Origin of the sequence: Bradyrhizobium sp. cf659 (assembly GCF_900113725.1) — a bacterium.
Taxonomy (GTDB): domain Bacteria; phylum Pseudomonadota; class Alphaproteobacteria; order Rhizobiales; family Xanthobacteraceae; genus Bradyrhizobium.
On the sequence record NZ_FOQJ01000013.1, the window covers coordinates 89,123 to 107,442 of the forward strand.

The 18,320-nt window shown below is 66.5% G+C and carries 2 protein-coding genes; both read right to left on the reverse strand.

Annotated elements, in window-relative coordinates; genetic code table 11:
* Positions 1–72: 72 nt before the first annotated feature.
* Positions 73–11,757 carry an amino acid adenylation domain-containing protein gene (locus tag BM118_RS34800; RefSeq protein WP_349529751.1) on the reverse strand — a complete coding sequence of 3,895 codons (11,685 nt, stop codon included), beginning with the start codon at positions 11,755–11,757 and terminating at the stop codon, positions 73–75.
* Positions 11,750–18,319, reverse strand: a complete 6,570-nt coding sequence (locus BM118_RS34805) for a non-ribosomal peptide synthetase (protein WP_092191785.1) — start codon at positions 18,317–18,319, stop codon at positions 11,750–11,752. The genes BM118_RS34800 and BM118_RS34805 overlap by 8 nt, the downstream gene beginning before the upstream one ends.
* Position 18,320: the final 1 nt, after the last annotated feature.

Consider the following 18,320-nt stretch of genomic DNA (forward strand, 5'->3'; position numbering starts at 1 on the left):
GCGCCAGGTCGCCGGTGCGATACAGCCGCGCGCCCGGTGGACCGAACGGATCGGGAATGAAGCGCTCCGCCGTCAGTGCGCCGCGCCGCCAATAGCCGCGGGCCAGCCCTGCGCCACCGATATACAGCTCGCCGACAACGCCGACCGGCGCCAGATTGAGATCGCCATCGAGAATGTGCAGCGTGGTGTTGCCGATCGGACCGCCCAGCAGCGGACGATCGTCCGCCAAAAAAAAAACCGATGGCGCGCCGACCACACCGTGGTCTCGGTCGGGCCGTACAGGTTCCAGACCTCGCCGGCCTGCCCCACCAGCCGCCGCGCCAGATCCGGCGGCAGCGCCTCGCCGCCGCACAGCACCCGGCAGCTTGCCGGCAGCGAGTTGCCTTCATGATCGAGCAGCATCCGCCAGGTCGATGGCGTCGCCTGGATCAAGGACACGCCGTGCCGCTGCACGATCGCCTTCAGCCGCGCGGGATCATGCGCGGCCGCCCGATCCGCCAGCACCACGCAGGCGCCGATGGTCAGCGGCAGCCACAGTTCCAGGACCGCGATGTCGAAGGACAGCGAGGTCAACCCGAGCACGCGGTCGCCGGCCGTCATGCCGGGCCGCTCCGCCATCGTCGCCAGGAAATTGGTCACGGCGTCATGGCGGACCATCACCCCCTTTGGCAGGCCGGTCGAGCCCGAGGTGTAGATCACATAGGCGAGGCTCTCAGGGTGAACGGCGACATCGAGATTGCCGGCATCCCCGCCCTCGCCGTCCTGGCCGTCGAGCAGCCAGGCTTCGGCGCCGGTCTCCTCCAGCACGGCAGCGAACTGATCGTGCAATTGCTTCTGCGTCAGCACCAGTGCCGCGCCGCTGTCGCGCAGCATGTGCGCCAGCCGCTCGGGCGGGTAATCCGGATCGAGGGGCAGATAGGCCCCGCCGGCCTTCAGCACGGCCAGCAGCGCGACCAGCATCTCGACGCCCCGGTCGAGCGCCAGCCCGACCACGATATCGGTCCCGACGCCGCGGTCCCGCAATCGCCGCGCCAGCCGGTTGGCACGCGCGTTCAGCGCGGCGTAACTCAGCTCCGCCTCGCCGAATACCAGCGCAATCGCTTCGGGGGACGTCCGGACCTGTGCCTCGAATTGTGCGACGATTCCCTTGCGCGGTTCAGATCGTCGCGTGTCGTTCGCCCGTGCAAGCAGCACATCATCCGCGGGATCACGGGCCGCAATCATGCCGACCGGTCGATCGGCATCGATGCTCAGCTTTTCGATCAGCCGCACAAAGGCTCGCTGTAGTCGCGCGATCTGCGCCTCGCCGAAATGCTTGCGCTGATAGTTGAAGACGAGACGCAGGCGCTCATCGACGCCGACGCTTGCGAACAACGGATAATTGCTGGTCTCGACGATCCGCGTTTCGCCGACCTGGATCTGCCGGTTCGTCCCGATCAACGCGTGGTCAACCGGGTAATTCTCGAACACCAGGATGCTGTCGAACAGCGGCCGTCCGGGACGCCCTGCCAGGCGCTGGATCTCATAGAGCGGCGTCGAGCCGAAGTCGCGCAAGGCCAGATTGCGATCCTGCAACTCGCGCAGCCATGCTCCGACCTTCTGCTGTGGACTGACGCCGTCGATGACCGGCAACGTGTTGATGAACAGCCCGACCATCTCCTCAGCGCCGGCGAGCTCGGGCGGCCTGCCCGACACGGTGACACCGAAGCAAACCGTTCCCTGCCCGGTATGCTGTCGCAGCAACTGGGCCCATGCCGCCTGCACCAGCGTGTTCATCGTGATCCGCTCACGCGCCGCAAATCCTTGCAACCGTCCGGTCAAGGCACGATCCAGCTCCAGCGCAAGCATGCCGTGGCCGGACGATTGCGCGCCCGTCCGTTCGGCCACGCCTTCCGCCAGGAAACTCGGCTCGTCCAGCCCGGCCGTCGCATCGCGCCAGAACGCCGCCGACGCGTCGCTATCGCGGTTCTTCAGCCACGCGATGTAGTCGCGGTAACGGTGCTGCAATGCCGGCAAACGTCCCTCGCCGTCATGCTGCATCACCTCGGCGATCAACCGCGCCGAGCTCCACCCGTCGAGCAGGATGTGATGGTGTGTCCAGATCAGCCAATGCCGGTCTTCGCCGAGCCGGATCAGCCGGACCCGCTGCAACGGCGGCCGTGACAGGTCGAATCCTGCGGCCTGCTCCTGCCGCGAGACGTCGGCCAGCGCCGCGTCCAACTGCGCTTTGTCCCACCCGACAATCCGCGCCCGCCAATCGTCCTCGACAAAGGGCACTTCAGCCCGTCGATAGACGACCTGTTGTGGCACGCCGGACAGGTCACGCCAGACGAATCCGGTCCGCAGCACCGCGTGGCGATCGCTGGCCGCCTGCCAGGCGCGGCGCAGTTTTCCGGCATCGAGGCCACGGATCTCCGCCGCGACCTGATTGACGTAGAGCCCGCTCTCGCCGTCGTGCATCGCATGGAACAACATGCCCTGCTGCATCGGCGACAATGGATAGATGTCATCGATCTCACGCCAATCGAGCGCGAGCCTGTCGAGTTCGGCCTGACCGAGGCCCGACAATGCCACATCGGATGGCGTCAGGCCGCAGGCGCCGCCGGTGCAGTGATCGACCAGCTCGCGCAATGCAGCCTCGTACAACGCGGCCAGTCGCTCGACCGTCTCGCGCCGATATCGCTTGCGGCCGAAGCCGAACGACAGCCGCAACCGGCCATCGCGCACCGTGCCGTTCACGCTCAGCCAGCGTCGTAGCGGGCTCGATGCATCGCGAGACGGGCCGGCGCTTTCCGTGGCCATCTTGAATAGCGCCGCCTCGTCGTCACCGTTGTCGATCTGGCCGAGATAGTTGAAGGCAATCTTCGGCTCAGCGACAAGCGACAGCGCCAAGCGCTGCTCCTCGGAGCCAAGATGGCGCAATACGCCGTAACCCAGCCCGCGGCCGGGAATGCCGCGAAGCTCCTCCTTCACGGTCTTGATCAAGAGCGAGCAATCTTGCGAACCGCCGGCCAGCCGCACGGGAAAGGCCGTCGTGAACCAGCCGACCGTGCGCGAGAGGTCGAGATCGCCGGACAGATGCTCGCGGCCATGACCTTCCAGCTCGACCAGGACATCGTCTTGTCCGCTCCATTGCCAGACGGCGCGTGCAAGGCCGGCAAGAAGAAGATCGTTGATTTGCGTGCGATAGGCGGACGGTGCATCCGTCAGCAGCCGCTGCGTCCATTCGCTCTCGAACGACAGCAGGATCTCATCAGCATCCGCAATGCGATCGATGCCGCCATGATCGTCGTCGCAAGGAATATCCGCATTCGCGCCGCGGCCGGTCCAGTAGGACAGTTCCGTCGCCAGTTCAGGCGATGTTGCGTAGGCCCGCAGGCGCTGTCCCCACAGCGCATAGGCGTGGCTCTTCGGGGGAAGAGCGACCGTGGCGTCGCCCTGCGCAAGCTGCATGTACGCAGAAGTGATGTCCTCCAGCAGAATGCGCCATGACACGCCGTCGACCACCAGATGGTGGATCACGATCAGAAAGCGCTGACTACCATCGGCGACATCGATTCCGACCGCCCGCAACGGCAATCCGCCGGAGATCGACAGGCTTGCCTGCGCCGACGATGCCAGCGCCGTCACGGCATCACGGTCCGCCGCGCGCCGGACCCAGAGCAGCGCGTCCACGGCTGGAGCTGCGCCGTGCTCGGCACGCCAGCCCCCCTGGCTCTCAAAGCGCAGACGCAGCGCGTCATGATGATCAACCACGGCGGCGAGTGCGCGCCGCATCACGTCCCAGTCGAGGCGATCTCTCGGCTGCAACAGCACCGCCTGGTTCCAGTGATCACGATTCTCCATGTCCTCCGCAAAGAAGCGGGCCTGGATCGGCAAGAGCGGATGCGGGCCGGTGACCTGCCCCTGGTCGGCGAGAGCCACATTGCGCTGCTCGGCTCGTGCCGTGAGCGCCAGCGCTTCCAGCGTCTGATGCTGAAACACGTCGCGGGGCTCGATCAGATATCCGGCGCGCCGGGCGCGGCTCACCATCTGGAGCGAGATGATGGAATCGCCGCCGAGCTCGAAGAACTTGTCGGTGAGGCTCACGGCCGGCCGGCCGAGCAACTCGGCCCAGATCGCTGCAAAAGTCATCTCGGCCGGCGTGCGTGGCGCCTGATGCTCCATATTCCCATGAGCCATGTCGGGCGCCGGCAGCGCATGGCGGTCCACCTTGCCGCTCGGCATCAAAGGCAGCCGCTCCAGCACCGCGATTCTCGGCGGCACCATGTAATCGGGCAAGACGCTCGATAGCGCCGTCCGTAGCACGGCCTCCGCCAATTCGTCCGTGCCGCTGACGTAACCAACGAGCTGGCGGCCGGCTCCGACCTCCCGCGCCACCACGACCGCGGAGCGAACGCCGGGCTGCTCGAGCAGCCGCGCCTCGATTTCGCCGAGCTCGACGCGGAAGCCGCGAATCTTGATCTGGTGATCCGCGCGCCCGACATAGTCGATCGCACCATCGGCGCGCCAGCGCGCCAGATCTCCCGACCGATAGAGCCGCTCGCCGGCCCCGCCGAACGGATCGGGAATGAAGCGCTCGGCCGTCAGCTTTTCGCGCCGCCAATAGCCCCGCGCCAAGCCTGCCCCGCCTATGAAAAGCTCGCCGGTCACGCCCGCCGGAACCATGTTGAGATCGGCGTCGAGGATGCGGATCGTCACGCCGGAAATGGGTCGGCCGATCGGCACGCGCGTCGTACCCTCGTCACGACAAGTCCAGTATGTGGCGTTGATCAGGGCTTCGGTCGGACCGTAGCGATTGTCGAACCGCACATCGGGAAACGCCGCGAGCACGCGCGTCATCAGTTCGAGCGACAATGCCTCGCCGCCGGCAAACAGGCGTTTGAGCGAGGTGCAGCGTGTTGCGCCGGGCTCGGTCACGAAATGCTCGAGCATCTGCGGCACGAAATGCAGCGTCGTCACGTCATGGGCGATGACGGCGTCCACCAGAAGCCGCGGCTCGCGATGTGCCCCCGGAGCCGCGATCGCAAGCCGCGCGCCGGTCGCAAGCGGCCACAATATCTCCCAGACCGAGACGTCGAAGCTGAACGGCGTCTTATGCAGCAAGGTCTCGCCGGCATCGAGGCGGTATTCCGCCTGCATCCAGCCGAGCCGCGCCGCGAGCGCACGATGCGCGCAGGCCACGCCCTTTGGCACGCCGGTCGACCCCGACGTGTACATCACATAGGCCAGGCTGTCCGGATGAAGCTCCGCATCGGGATTGCCGGCGGGCTCCTCGATGCGAGCTTCGTCCTCTCCGTCGATGGTCCAGGCCTCGGCACCCGCACCCGCGATCACCGGCGCCAGATGCGACAGCAGCCGTTCCTGGGTCAGCAACAGCGCTGTTCCGCTATCGCGCAGCATGTGAAGGAGGCGATCGGCCGGATAGTCGGGATCGAGCGGCAAATAGGCGCCGCCGGCCTTCAGCACGGCAAGGACACCGACGATCAGCTCGACGCTGCGTTCGAGCGCTACGCCGACCAGCCGGTCGCGACCAATTCCATGGTCTCGCAACCGCCACGCCAAGCGATTGGCGCGCGCGTTCAGCTCGCTATAGCTGATTTGTTGGTCGCCGAAGACCAACGCGATCGAAGATGGCGAGGCCTCCGCACGTGCTTCGATCTGCGCGACGATGCTGTCGCCATACTCTGGGGCGCTCTCGGCGTTTCCACTCCAGCCGAGCACCTTCTTCGCCGCGTCGACATCGAGGCCGTCGAGCGCGCCAAGCGGCAGAGACGCGTCCTCCGCGATCTTGGCCAGCAGCCGCGACAGCGAGGCCTGCAGATATCTTATCTGGTCGTCATCGAACCGGCCGCGATCGTAGCGGAAGCCCAGATTGATGCCGTCGGATTTGGCGAACACCGCCACGGTCAGCGCATAATTGGTGATCGAGACCTGCTCGACCCGGCCGAACCGGCGTCCGCTTTCGCTCTCGCCTCGCAGCGCCTGATCGATCGGGTAGTTCTCGAAGACGAGGATATTGTCGAACAGCGCGCGCCCGGAGCGGCCGGCAAGACGCTGAATCTCATTCAGCGGCATCCAGCCGTGATCGCGCAAATCCGTGTTGCGCGCCTGAAGGTCGCGCAGCCACGCCCCCACTTCGGATTGCGGGCTTGCCTGATCGACGACGGGCAGCGTGTTGATGAACAGGCCCACCATGTCCTCGGACCCGCTGATCTCGGCCGGCCGGCCGGAGACCGTCGCGCCGAAACAGACCGCGCGCTGGCCGGTGTGACGACGCAGCAGCTGCGCCCACGCGCCTTGCACCAGCGTGTTCAGCGTGACGCGCTCGCGCCTGGCAAACGCCTGCAAGCTTGCCATCAAGTCGGCCGTGAGAAGCAGGTCCAGCGAGCCATGGCCGGATGCACCGCTGATTGCCGGCCCTGCCAGCGCGTCTGCGAGAAAACTGGGCTCCTCCAGCTCTGCCAGGGCGGAGCGCCAGAACGTCGCCGCCGCATCGCGGTCCTGCTCTTGCAGCCACTCGATGTAGTCGCGATAGCGGCCCCGTACGGCGGGCAGGCGCTCGCCGCGTTCATGCTGCAAGATCTCGGCCACGAGATGCGCCGCGCTCCAGCCATCGAGCAGGATATGGTGGTGCGTCCAGATCAGCCAGTAGCGTGCGTCGTCGAGCCGTATCAGTCGTACCCGCTGTAATGGCGCTTGCGACAAGTCGAATGCTTTGGCGCGCTCAGCTTGTGAGACGCGCGCCAGCGCTGACCGGAGCTCTTCGTCGTTCATGGCGGCGGCCTGCGCGCGCCAGTCTTCTTCCGCAAATGGCAAATGCGCGGAGCGATAGGCCACCTGCTGCGCCGCCCCCGACAGCTCGCGCCACGTAAATCCGGTTCGCAACACGGCGTGCCGCGCGCTGACCTCGTGCCAGGCTGCGCGCAGCCTGCCGGCATCGAGACCCCGGACCTCCAGGCCGATCTGGTTGACGTAATTGCCGCTTTCACCATCACGCAGAGCATGGAACAGCATGCCCTGCTGCATCGGCGACAGCGGATAGATGTCCTCGATCTCACGACAGTCGATCGTTGCGACCACCGCGTCGAGATCAGCCTGGTTCAAACCCGACAACGCGAAGTCGGACGGCGTCACGCCGCGGGCGCCAGCCGTGCAATGCTCGACGAGTTCGCGCAAGGCCGCAGCATAATGCTCCGCAAGACGTTCGATCGTTGCCCGGCGGTAACGCCTGCGGCCATAGCTGAACGACAGGCGCAATTGTCCGTCGCCGACCTGACCGTTGATGCTCACCCAACGCCCAAGCGGCGCGCTGTCGCTGCGCATTGGCCCGGAGCTCTCGGGCGCGAGCCGGAACGGCGTATTCTCACCCATGCTGGAATCGAACTGGCCGAGATAGTTGAAGACGATGCGCGGCTCAGGGAGTGTCTCCAACGCGCCGCGCTGCGCCTCGGTGCCGAGATGGCGCAGGACACCGTAACCCAGCCCGCGATTGGGAACGGCCCGAAGCGCCTCCTTGACGGATTTGACCAGGGCAGCGTCGTCACCGGAGCCGCCCGGCAGGCGCACTGGAAAAGCCGTGGTGAACCAGCCAATGGTGCGGGACACGTCGACGCCCGCGAAGACGTCCTCACGGCCATGCCCTTCGAGCTCGACGACGACATCCTCCATTCCGCTCCAGCGCGAGACCGCTCGCGCAAGCGCTGCCAGCAGGAGATCATTGACCTGGGTACGGTAGGCGGATGGCGCCTCCTTCAAAAGCCGCGTGGTCAGGCTCGCGTCAAATGCCAGCAGGATCTCCTCGCCGTCGGCGACCCGGTCGACGTCGCCATGATCATCGTCGCAGGGAAACTCGGCATGCGATCCTCGTTCGAGCCAATAGCCGAACTCGGCCGCCAGCTCATCGGTACCGGCATAGGCCTGCAACCGCCGGCCCCAGGATGCATAGGGCTCGCTCCTCGCCAGCGTGACCGAGGCCGCGCCCTGCCGGAGCTGATCGTACGCCGTTGCAAAATCTTCGAACAGGACGCGCCATGACACGCCGTCGATGACGAGATGATGCACCACCACCAGAAGCCGCTGGCTGCCGTCCGCAAGATCCATACCGACCACACGCAGCAGCGGTCCGGCCAGCGACAGGCTGGCCTGGGCTGACGAGGCGACTTCCGTAACCTCGGCGCTATCGCGCACGCCGCCGCGAATCCACAGCAGCTCCGAGACGGCCGGCGGCGAGCCATAGGTCGCACGCCAGACGCCATCAATCTCTTCGAAGCGCAGGCGCAAGGCCGCGTGATGGGCCACGAGGGCATCGACCGTGCGCTCGACGGTTCGCCAGTCGAGCTTCGACTTCGGCATCAACAGAACAGCCTGGTTCCAGTGATGGCGGTCCCCCACATCCTCGCCGAAGAACCGCAGCTGGATCGGCAGCAGCGGATGCTCGCGGCCCTCGATATCGCCGTCGGGGGCGACATCTTCCGCTCTGCCTTCACTCCGCGCCACCCGCGCCAGATCCTGCAAGGTCTGATGTCGAAAGACGTCACGCGGTTCGATCAACAGGCCCGCCTGGCGGGCGCGACCGACCACTTGCAGCGAGATGATGGAATCGCCGCCAAGCTCGAAGAAATTGTCCTCGACACCGATGGCGGGGTGGCCGAGCAGCTCGGCCCAGATCGCAGCGAGCACCGTCTCTGCCGCGGAGCGCGGCGCGACATGGGCGGCGGTTGCTATGGGCGTCTCGGGCGCCGGCAAGGCGTCGCGATCCACCTTGCCGTGCGCGGTGAGCGGCAGCCGCTCGAGCCGCACGATGCGGGACGGAACCATGTAGTCCGGCAGTTCCTCCGAGAGCGCCGCGCGCATCGCCGCTTCGTCGAACGGACTATTACCGGCGACATAGCCGACCAGTTGGCGGCTGACGCCGGCTTCGCGGGCAATGACCACGGCCGACTGCACGCCGGCCTGCCGCATCAGCCATGCCTCGATCTCGCCGAGCTCGATCCGGAAGCCGCGGATCTTCACCTGATGGTCGGAGCGGCCGACATATTCGATCACGCCATCGACGCGCCAGCGTGCCAGATCGCCGGTGCGATAGAGACGCGCGCCCGGTGCGCCAAATGGATCGGGGACGAAGCGTGCGGCCGTCAATTCGGCGCGCCGCCAATAACCGCGCGCCAGCCCCTCGCCGCCGATGAACAGCTCGCCGGTCACGCCGACCGGGACGATGTTGAGATCACCGTCCAGAATGTAGGCCGAGCGGCGGCCGACCGGACGACCGATCGGGGCGTAGTTGCCATCGATCTCCTCGCTGGCATCGACCTTCCAGACCAGCGGCGTCACGACGGTCTCGGTCGGCCCGTAACCGTTGATCAAGGTCTGCGGCTTGAGCGCGCGCTTGACCTTGTCAAAGCCTGCCTTGGGCATCGCCTCGCCGCCGAACGAATACAGCTCCACCGGCGGCGGATCGCCACGCCACATCGCGAAGTCGGCGAGCTGTTGCAGATAGGCGGGCGGGAATCCGGCGTTGGTGACGCGCTGGCGGCGCAGAACCTCGATGGTCTGCTCGGCCGACCACAGATCGGCATCGCGCATTACGAGCGCAGCGCCGCAGGTCAGCGCGGTCCAGAGCCGCTCATGCGCACCATCGAAGGTGAAGGACAGGAAGTGCAGCTCGCGCGAGTGCCGGTCCATATCGTAGAGCCCGGCAGTCACCTCGCAATGCATCGCGAACGGACCGTGCTCGACCGCGACACCCTTGGGGATGCCGGTCGAGCCGGAGGTGTAGATCACATAGGCAAGGCTGGTCGTGGCCAATGCGATCTGCGGATCGCTTTCGCTCTCCCGCGCGAGGTCGATCGCATCGAGCGAAACGATCTCGATGCCGGACGGCGGCGGCGTCAACGCCGAACCATCCGCATCAACCAGCACGACACGCGCGCCGGCATCGCGCATGGTGCCGACCTGCCGCCTGGCCGGATACTCGGGATCGAGCGGCAGATAGGCCGCGCCCGTCTTCAAGATGGCGAGCAGGGCCACAACGAGATGCGGCGAGCGTCTTGCCGAGACGCCGACGAGGTCGGAGTGCCCGACGCCCAGGCGCATCAGGTGGTGCGCGAGGCGATTGGCGCGGCGGTTGAGCTCGGAATAGGTGATTTCATCGTCACCGAAGATCAGCGCGGGCGCGTCGGGCGTTTCGGCAGCCAGTCGTGCAACCGTCCGGTGCACCGGCGTGAACGGTGTGCCTGTCGTTCCACCATTCGCGCCGTTCCATTGGCGCAGCCTCTCCAGCTCCTGTTCGGAGAGCAATGCCACATCGGCGATCGATTGCGTGTCGTCAGCGACCATCGCCTTCAGGATCGTGGTCCAATGCGCGGCAAGGCGCTCGATCGTCGCCGCCTCGAACAACACTGTCGCGTAAGTGAGGATGGCGCGGATTTCGCCCGACGGCCCCTCGTCGGTGTCGAGCGCGAGATCGAATTTGACGGTATCGACCTCAGTGTCGATCTTCTCGATCTGGAGGCCGGTCTGATCGGGCGGATTGCCCGACGCCCGACGGCGCTGGTGATTGTAGAGGACCTGGAAAAGCGGATTCTGGCTCAGGCTGCGCGTGGGCTGGAGGATCTCCAGCAGTCGCTCGAACGGAAGGTCCTGGTTCTCCTGTGCCTCGATCGTGGCCGAGTGGACCGCCGCGATGAAATCCGCGATCCGCGCGCGGCCGTCGATCTGCGTACGAAGCACGTGGGTGTTGACGAACAAGCCGATCACGCCGCGCGTTTCGTCACGGTGCCGATTGGCGACGGGCACGCCGATGTTGATGTCGGACTGGCCCGTGTAGCGATAGAGCAGCAGCTTGAAGCTCGCCAGCATGACGACGAACAGCGTCGTCTGGTGTCGCCGCGCCAGACCGCGCAATCCATCGGCCATCGCCGGATCGAGCGGGATGCGGCGTGCCGACCCGGCAAGGTCCGGGACCGCCGGCCGCGCCCGGTCGATCGGCAGCTGGAGCACGGCCGGATCGGCGAGACGCCTGGCCCAGTAGTCGACCTGCCGCTCGCCATCGACCGCGCTGATCCAGAGCCGCTGCCATTCGGCGTAGTCGGCATAATCGATCTCCGGCTCCGGCACGGCCGGTGTTTCACCGCATGCAAATGCTGCGTACAGCTTCCAGAATTCGTCGACCAGCACGCCCATCGACCAACCGTCGGTCACGATATGGTGCAGGCTGACGACGAGGAAGTGGTCGCCTTCGTTCAGCGTCAGCAACGCCGCGCGCATGAGCGGGCCGGCCTCGAGATCGAACGGCAGCGAGGCTTCCTGCCGCGCCAGCGAACGCGCCTGCCCTTCCCGGTCATCGCCATCGAGGGTCACGTGCCGCAATGCGACCGGTTGCGGATCGTGGACGAATTGTTCGGCTTGCTCCCCTTCCTGTCGAAACACCGTGCGAAGCGCGCTGTGGCGGGCGACCAGCGCATCGAACGCCTGTTGCAAGGCGCGTGGTTGCAGCTTGCCGCGCACACGCACCGTCGCCGAGATGTTGTAGGCGGCACTGCCCGGATCCATCCGCCACAGGAACCAGAGGCGCGACTGCGCAAAGGACAGCGGCGCCCGCTTGCGCCCCTGGCGCACGATCGGCAGCATGGCCAGATTGACGCCTTTTGCCGCGAGCTGCGACAGGAACGCGTGCTGCTTGCTGGCGTCGAGGCGCATCAGGCGCCGCGAGATGTCGTGCAGCTGCTGCTTTTGCGTGGTTACCGTGTCACTCATCGGACAGTTCGACTTCCTTCAGCATGTCGAGCATCGCGGCAATGTCGCCGCTCCGCGTGTCGGTCTCGCTCTCCAGGCCCAGCGCGGCCGCCATGGTTTCAACGGTCGTCATTTCAAACAGACGGTTGAGCGGCAGGTCGTGGCCGAGATCGCGCTTGATGCGGCTGACGAGCTGGACGGCGATCAGGGAATCGCCACCGAGTTCGAAGAAATTGTCGGTGACGCCGATCTTGGGCTGGCGCAGCAGATCGGCCCAGATCGCGGCCAGCGCCGCTTCCGCTGGCGTGCGCGGCGCGACATGCTGGGCGGAGGCCGCAAGCTGATCCGGCGCCGGCAGCGCCTTGCGGTCGATCTTGCCGTTCGGCGTCAGCGGCAGGCGGTCGAGCACCACGATCCGCGCCGGCACCATGTAATCCGGCAGCACCAGGGACAAGGCGGCCTTGAGCGCAACCCCATCCAGCGCTTCGCCGCTGACATAGCCGACCAGCTGGCGGCCGGCGCCGGCCTCGCGCGCGACCACCACGGCCGCGCGCACACCCTCCTGCGCCATTAGCCGCGCCTCGATCTCGCCGAGCTCGATACGGAAGCCGCGGATCTTCACCTGATGGTCGGCGCGGCCGACATAGTCGAGCACGCCGTCGGACCGCCACCGCGCCAGGTCGCCGGTGCGATACAGCCGCGCGCCCGGCGGACCGAACGGATCCGGGATGAAGCGCTCCGCCGTCAGTGCGCCGCGCCGCCAATAGCCGCGGGCCAGCCCTGCGCCACCGATATACAGCTCGCCGGCAACGCCGACCGGCGCCAGATTGAGATCGCCATCGAGAATGTGCAGCGTGGTGTTGCCGATCGGGCCACCCAGCAGCGGACGATCGTCCGCTGCATCGAGCCGATGGCGCGCCGACCACACCGTGGTCTCGGTCGGGCCGTACAGGTTCCAGACCTCGCCGGCCTGCCCCGCCAGCCGCCGTGCCAGATCCGGCGGCAGCGCCTCGCCGCCGCACAGCACCCGGCAGCTTGCCGGCAGCGAGCTGCCTTCATGATCGAGCAGCATCCGCCAGGTCGATGGCGTGGCCTGGATCAGGGACACGCCGTGCCGCTGCACGATCGCCTTCAGCCGCGCGGGATCATGCGCGGCCGCACGATCCGCCAGCACCACGCAGGCGCCGATGGTCAGCGGCAGCCACAGCTCCAGGACCGCGATGTCGAAGGACAGCGAGGTCAGCCCGAGCACGCGGTCGCCGGCCGTCATGCCGGGCCGTTCCGCCATCGTCGCCAGGAAATTGGTCACGGCGTCATGGCGGACCATCACCCCCTTCGGCAGGCCGGTCGAGCCCGAGGTGTAGATCACATAGGCGAGGCTCTCAGGGTGAACGGCGACATCGAGATTGCCGGCATCCCCGCTCTCGCCGTCCTCGCCGTCGAGCAGCCAGGCTTCGGCGCCGGTCTCCTCCAGCACGGCAGCGAACTGATCGTGCAATTGCTTCTGCGTCAGCACCAGCGCCGCGCCGCTGTCGCGCAGCATGTGCGCCAGCCGCTCCGGCGGGTAATCCGGATCGAGCGGCAGATAGGCCCCGCCGGCCTTCAGCACGGCCAGCAGCGCGACCTGCATCTCGACGCCCCGGTCGAGCGCCAGCCCGACCACGATATCGGTCCCGACGCCGCGGTCCCGCAATCGCCGCGCCAGCCGGTTGGCACGCGCGTTCAGCGCGGCGTAACTCAGCTCCGCCTCGCCGACCACCAGCGCGATCGCTTCGGGGGACTTCCGGACCTGTGCCTCGAATTGTGCGACGAACGACCGCTCTCCCGAATATCGCGCCTGCGTCCGATTCCACGTCTCCAGCAAAAGCCGGCGCTCCTCGGCAGGCAGAATGTCGAGCCGCCGGACCGGCGCGCGCGGCGCGTGCTCCAGCATCTTGGCCAATTGATCGAGCGCCTGCTGCATCAAGGCGCAGATGTGGTCGGCCGAAAACGGACGGACGATCTGAGCAGTCAAGCCAAGCGCCTGACCATAATCCTCGACGGCCAGCATCAGGGGATAATTGGTGCGCTCCTCGCCACCGAGCCATTCGATGCCGGAGCCGTCCCTGTCGGCGGCCAAATCGGCCGGCATTGCATTGTGTCGATAGTTCAGGATCGAGCTGAACAGAGGCGCCGGCGCCGCGACGCCGCTGCATCGTTGCGCAAGCGCCAGCGAGGCGTGCTCGTGCGCCATCAGCGCGGTGAGCCGCCCATGCGCATCACGAACACTGTCTTCGACCGCCGTGTCATCGAGATCGAGCCGCAGCGGCAAGGTGTTGATGAACAAGCCCATGGTGCGATCGCCGCCGGCGCCAGCCTGCATCCGACCGAACAGGACGGTCCCGAACACGACGCGCTCGCGCCCGCTGGTTCGCGCCAACACTTGCCCCCAGGCAAGATGGCAGAGGCTGGCGAGGCTCACCCCCAGCCGCCGCGCCTGAGCACGAAGCCTTACACTCAGCTGTTCGGGCAGGACCCGCCGGGCTTCCCCAATGCCGCCGCCGTCGCCGTGCACCCGGTCCAGCCCAAACGGCGTGGTCGGCTCGTCGACGTCGGCGAGCATGCCTCGGAAGAAGCGCTCATGCTCCGCGGTCGCCGCCGATCCACGCGACTGCGCCACCAGATTCCGGAACGGATATGGCGGCGGCAACCCGTGACTCCGCCCGGACAGGATCTTCCCGACCTCGTCGTGCATCACCTCCAGCGTGGAGTGGTCGCCGATCAGGTGATGCAGCAGGACCAGCAGCAGCCAGCGCCCTCGCTTGGGATCGGCGGCGACTGCAAATCGCAGTAGCGGTGGCTGGCCGAGATCGATTCGATGGAAACGCGGATCGAATCGTCGCGCGAGCTGCTCATCCACGGAGCCTTCGCCCTCCAGCACGACCTCGCTGACGACCAGGGGCGCCTGCCGCCAAACCACTTGTGCCGGCGTGGACAAGCCGTTCCACAAGATGGATGTTCGCAGAATGTCGTGGCGGTCGATCACCTGCCGAACCGCGTCGAGATAGCGATCGAGCAGGTCGCGGCCGGCAAAAGCCATCCGGCCGACCAGCAGATATGGATCGCCCTCCTTCGACAGCAGGTGGTGAAAGAGGATACCATCCTGGAGTGGCGACAGGCCGTAGATGTCCTGGATGTTGGCGACGCCGCCGGGGACTCCGGCCACGATGGCGTCGATGTCGGATTGGGTCAACGCGATCAGCGGCAACAATTCGGGCGTGATCGCCGTCGTCTGCCGGGTGATCCGGTTGACCGGAACGTCGGCTTCTCCGCCGCCATCGAGGCTCGCCGCAAAGTCTGCCAGCACCGGCTTTGCGAACAGTGCGCGCGCGTCCGCCCTCAGAGCATGCCGCTGCAACCGCTCCAGCATGCGGACTGCGAGCAGCGAATGGCCGCCGAGCTCGAAGAAGTGGTCGCTGCGTCCAACCCGATCGACGCCTAAAAGCTCGGCCCAAACATTCGCGACGATCTGCTCGACATCGCCTCGCAGCGGCTCGAAACGGCGTCGCGCAAACGCATCGTCCTCCGGCGCCGGCAGCGCCTTGCGGTCGACCTTACCGTTCGGCGTGAGCGGCAGTGCATCGAGGCGCACGAAAGCTGAAGGCATCATGTAGTCCGGCAAGCATGCACGCAGGTGATCGCGCATCGCGCCGGCAAATTCACCGGCATCGAGCCCCGAGCCGTCGCCGCGACGCGCGGCTACATAGGCGATCAGCCGCGTGTCGCCGCCATGATCCCGGTGCACCAGAACGACTGAATCGACCACGTCGGCGTGCTCGTTGAGCCGAAACTCGATCTCACCGAGCTCGATGCGGAAGCCGCGGATCTTGACCTGTTGGTCATTGCGGCCGAGAAACGCGATATTGCCATCCGGCAAATAGCGCCCGAGATCGCCGGTGCGATACATGCGCGCGGCGGCATCGCCGTGGAAGGAATCGCGCACGAAGCGCTCCGCCGTCAAATCGGCGCGATTGAGATAGCCCCGCGCAACCCCGACTCCGCCAATGTAGATTTCGCCCACCGCGCCGAGCGGAACGGGCGCACCGAATCGGTCCAGAAGATAGATCCGCGCATTCGGCAGCGGACGCCCGATCGGGGCCGCGTCGCCATCAAAGCCCGGCGGCCGCAGCCAGCTCGTGGCGCAGACCGTTGCTTCCGTCGGCCCGTAACCGTTGAAGACGGCAACACCGGCAGGCAATCCCTTGATCAGCTCGGCCTTGGGCAATTCACCGGCAAGAACGAGAACCCGCAGCGAGGCCAGGCGGTCGAGGTCGGTACGCCCGTGCAGCATCGCCGGCGGCAAGGTCGCATGCGTGATCGCGTTGTCCGCGAGGTAGCCGAGCAATGCCGAGGTGTCCTGATGCTCTCGCGGGCCAGCCAGAAACAGCGCGGCGCCCGAGCACAGCGCCATGACGATTTCCCAGATGCTGGCATCGAAGCTGAACGAGGCAAACTGAATGACGCGGCTGTTCGAATTGACGTCGAACAGCGCCCGTTGCGCCAACGCCAGATTCACCAGGCCACGGTGCTCGACCATCACCCCCTTCGGCCGGCCGGTCGAGCCGGATGTGTAGATGATGTAAGCGAGGCTTCGCGAGGTCAGTTCTTTGACGATATCACTCAGATCCGATGTCGCCTGCCCCGCGACGGCGGATGCGTTCGCTTCCGGATCGACGATCTCGCAGGTCCCATCCGGGAATATCGCGCGTCCCGCGTCGTCGGCGATCAGCACGCGCGGCCTGGCATCGTCGACAATCTGACGCAGCCGCTCCGCCGGATAGGCGGGATCGAGCGGCAGATAGGCACCGCCCGCCTTCAGCACGGCCAGCAGGCTCACCACCATGGCGATACCGCGGGGCAGGCAAATTGCGACGGGCTGGTCCGGCACCACACCCAGGGCGGTCAAGCGCCGCGCAAGCCGGCGCGCCCTTGCATCGAGGTCGCCATAGCTCAGCCGAACATGCTCGTACACCAGCGCGACGGCGTCCGGCGTCTTTCTTGCCTGCTCCGCAAACAAGTCGTGAATGCAGCGCTCGGAGGGAAACGGTGCCGCCGTCTCGTTCCACGTATCGAGAACGCGCCCGTGCTCCTCGGGACCAACAATGTCGATCCGATCGACCACTTGGTCCGCATCGGCAACCATGGCCCGCAGCAAGGACAACAGGTAGTCCCGATGGCGCGTGATCGTCGCCTCGTCGAACAGCTCCATCGCATAGTTCAGGGAGCCGACGATACGTCCGTTCATCTCGCCCAGACCAAGCTCGAGATCGAACTTGACCTGTTGGAGCGGGATATCGGCGATCTCGGCCTTGAGGCCGCGCAGCTCGAGCGCCTCCGTCTCATTGCTCTGCCAGGCGAAGACGACTCGAAAGACCGGCGTATGCCCCAGCCGTCGCGGCGCATGAGTGATCTCGACGACCTGCTCGAACGGCAGATCCTGGTGATCCTGCGCGGCAAGCGCCGCCGCGCGCACGCGGCGGAGCAGTTCGGCGACGCTGGGCTCGGCCGAGAGATCGAGGCGGACAGCCAGCATGTTGACGAAGAATCCGATCAGCCCCTCGATCTCGGGCCTGCTCCGGTTGGCCGTCGGCGTCCCGATCACGATATCCGTCTGCCCGGAGAGCCTCGACAACACCGCTGCCCAGGCCGCCAGCACCGTCATGAAAGCGCTGGCGCGATGCGCTTGGCTCAGTCGCCGGATGCCGGATGCGAGCTCCGCATCGATCTCGATCGGCAAGGATGCGCCGGCGAGCGACCTGACCGGCGGACACGGCCGGTCCGTCGGCAATTCGAGCACGGCGGGGGCATCCGCGAGCGCCTGTCGCCAATAGTCGACCTGCCGCTGCAATCGCTCGCCCGACAGCCATTGTCGCTGCCAGGCGGCATAGTCCGGATACTGGATTGCCAACGACGGCAACGGATCGTCCTTGCCGGCGGCGAAAGCTTGGTAGAGAGCACCCAGCTCACGCACGAGCACGCCGATCGACCAGCCGTCGGAGACGATGTGATGCTGCGTGAGCAGGAAGAGATATTCCCGCTCCGCCGTCCGGATCAGACGGCCGCGGATCAACGGTCCCGCGGCGAGATCGAACGGCGTGGCGGCCTCCTCGCGGCAGAGGCGCGCGAGCTCCTGCTCGCGATCGTCCCGGCCGCGCAGATCATGTTCGAGCACCGGCACGCGTTCATGAGCGGGCAGCAGCACCACACGCGGCTGCTCATCGACCACGCGAAAGACGCTGCGCAGCGCTTCGTGGCGCGCGAACAAACGGTCGATGCCCCGGCGCAACGCGCCGACATCGAGTTCGCCCGAAAGCCGCAATGCTCCACGAATGTGATAGCTGGAATTGGCACCATCGAGTTGCGCTAGCAACCAAAGCCGTTGCTGCGCGAAGGACATCTCCAGAGATCCGTCGCGCGCCACCACAGGAATCGTCGCAGCGCCGCTCCTGTCGGCATTCCGCACGCGGTCCCTGGCCAGCGAGATGAGCTTTCTCATCTGCGCGGGATCAAGATCTCGCAAACTCGGCTTTGCCGCGTCGGCCATG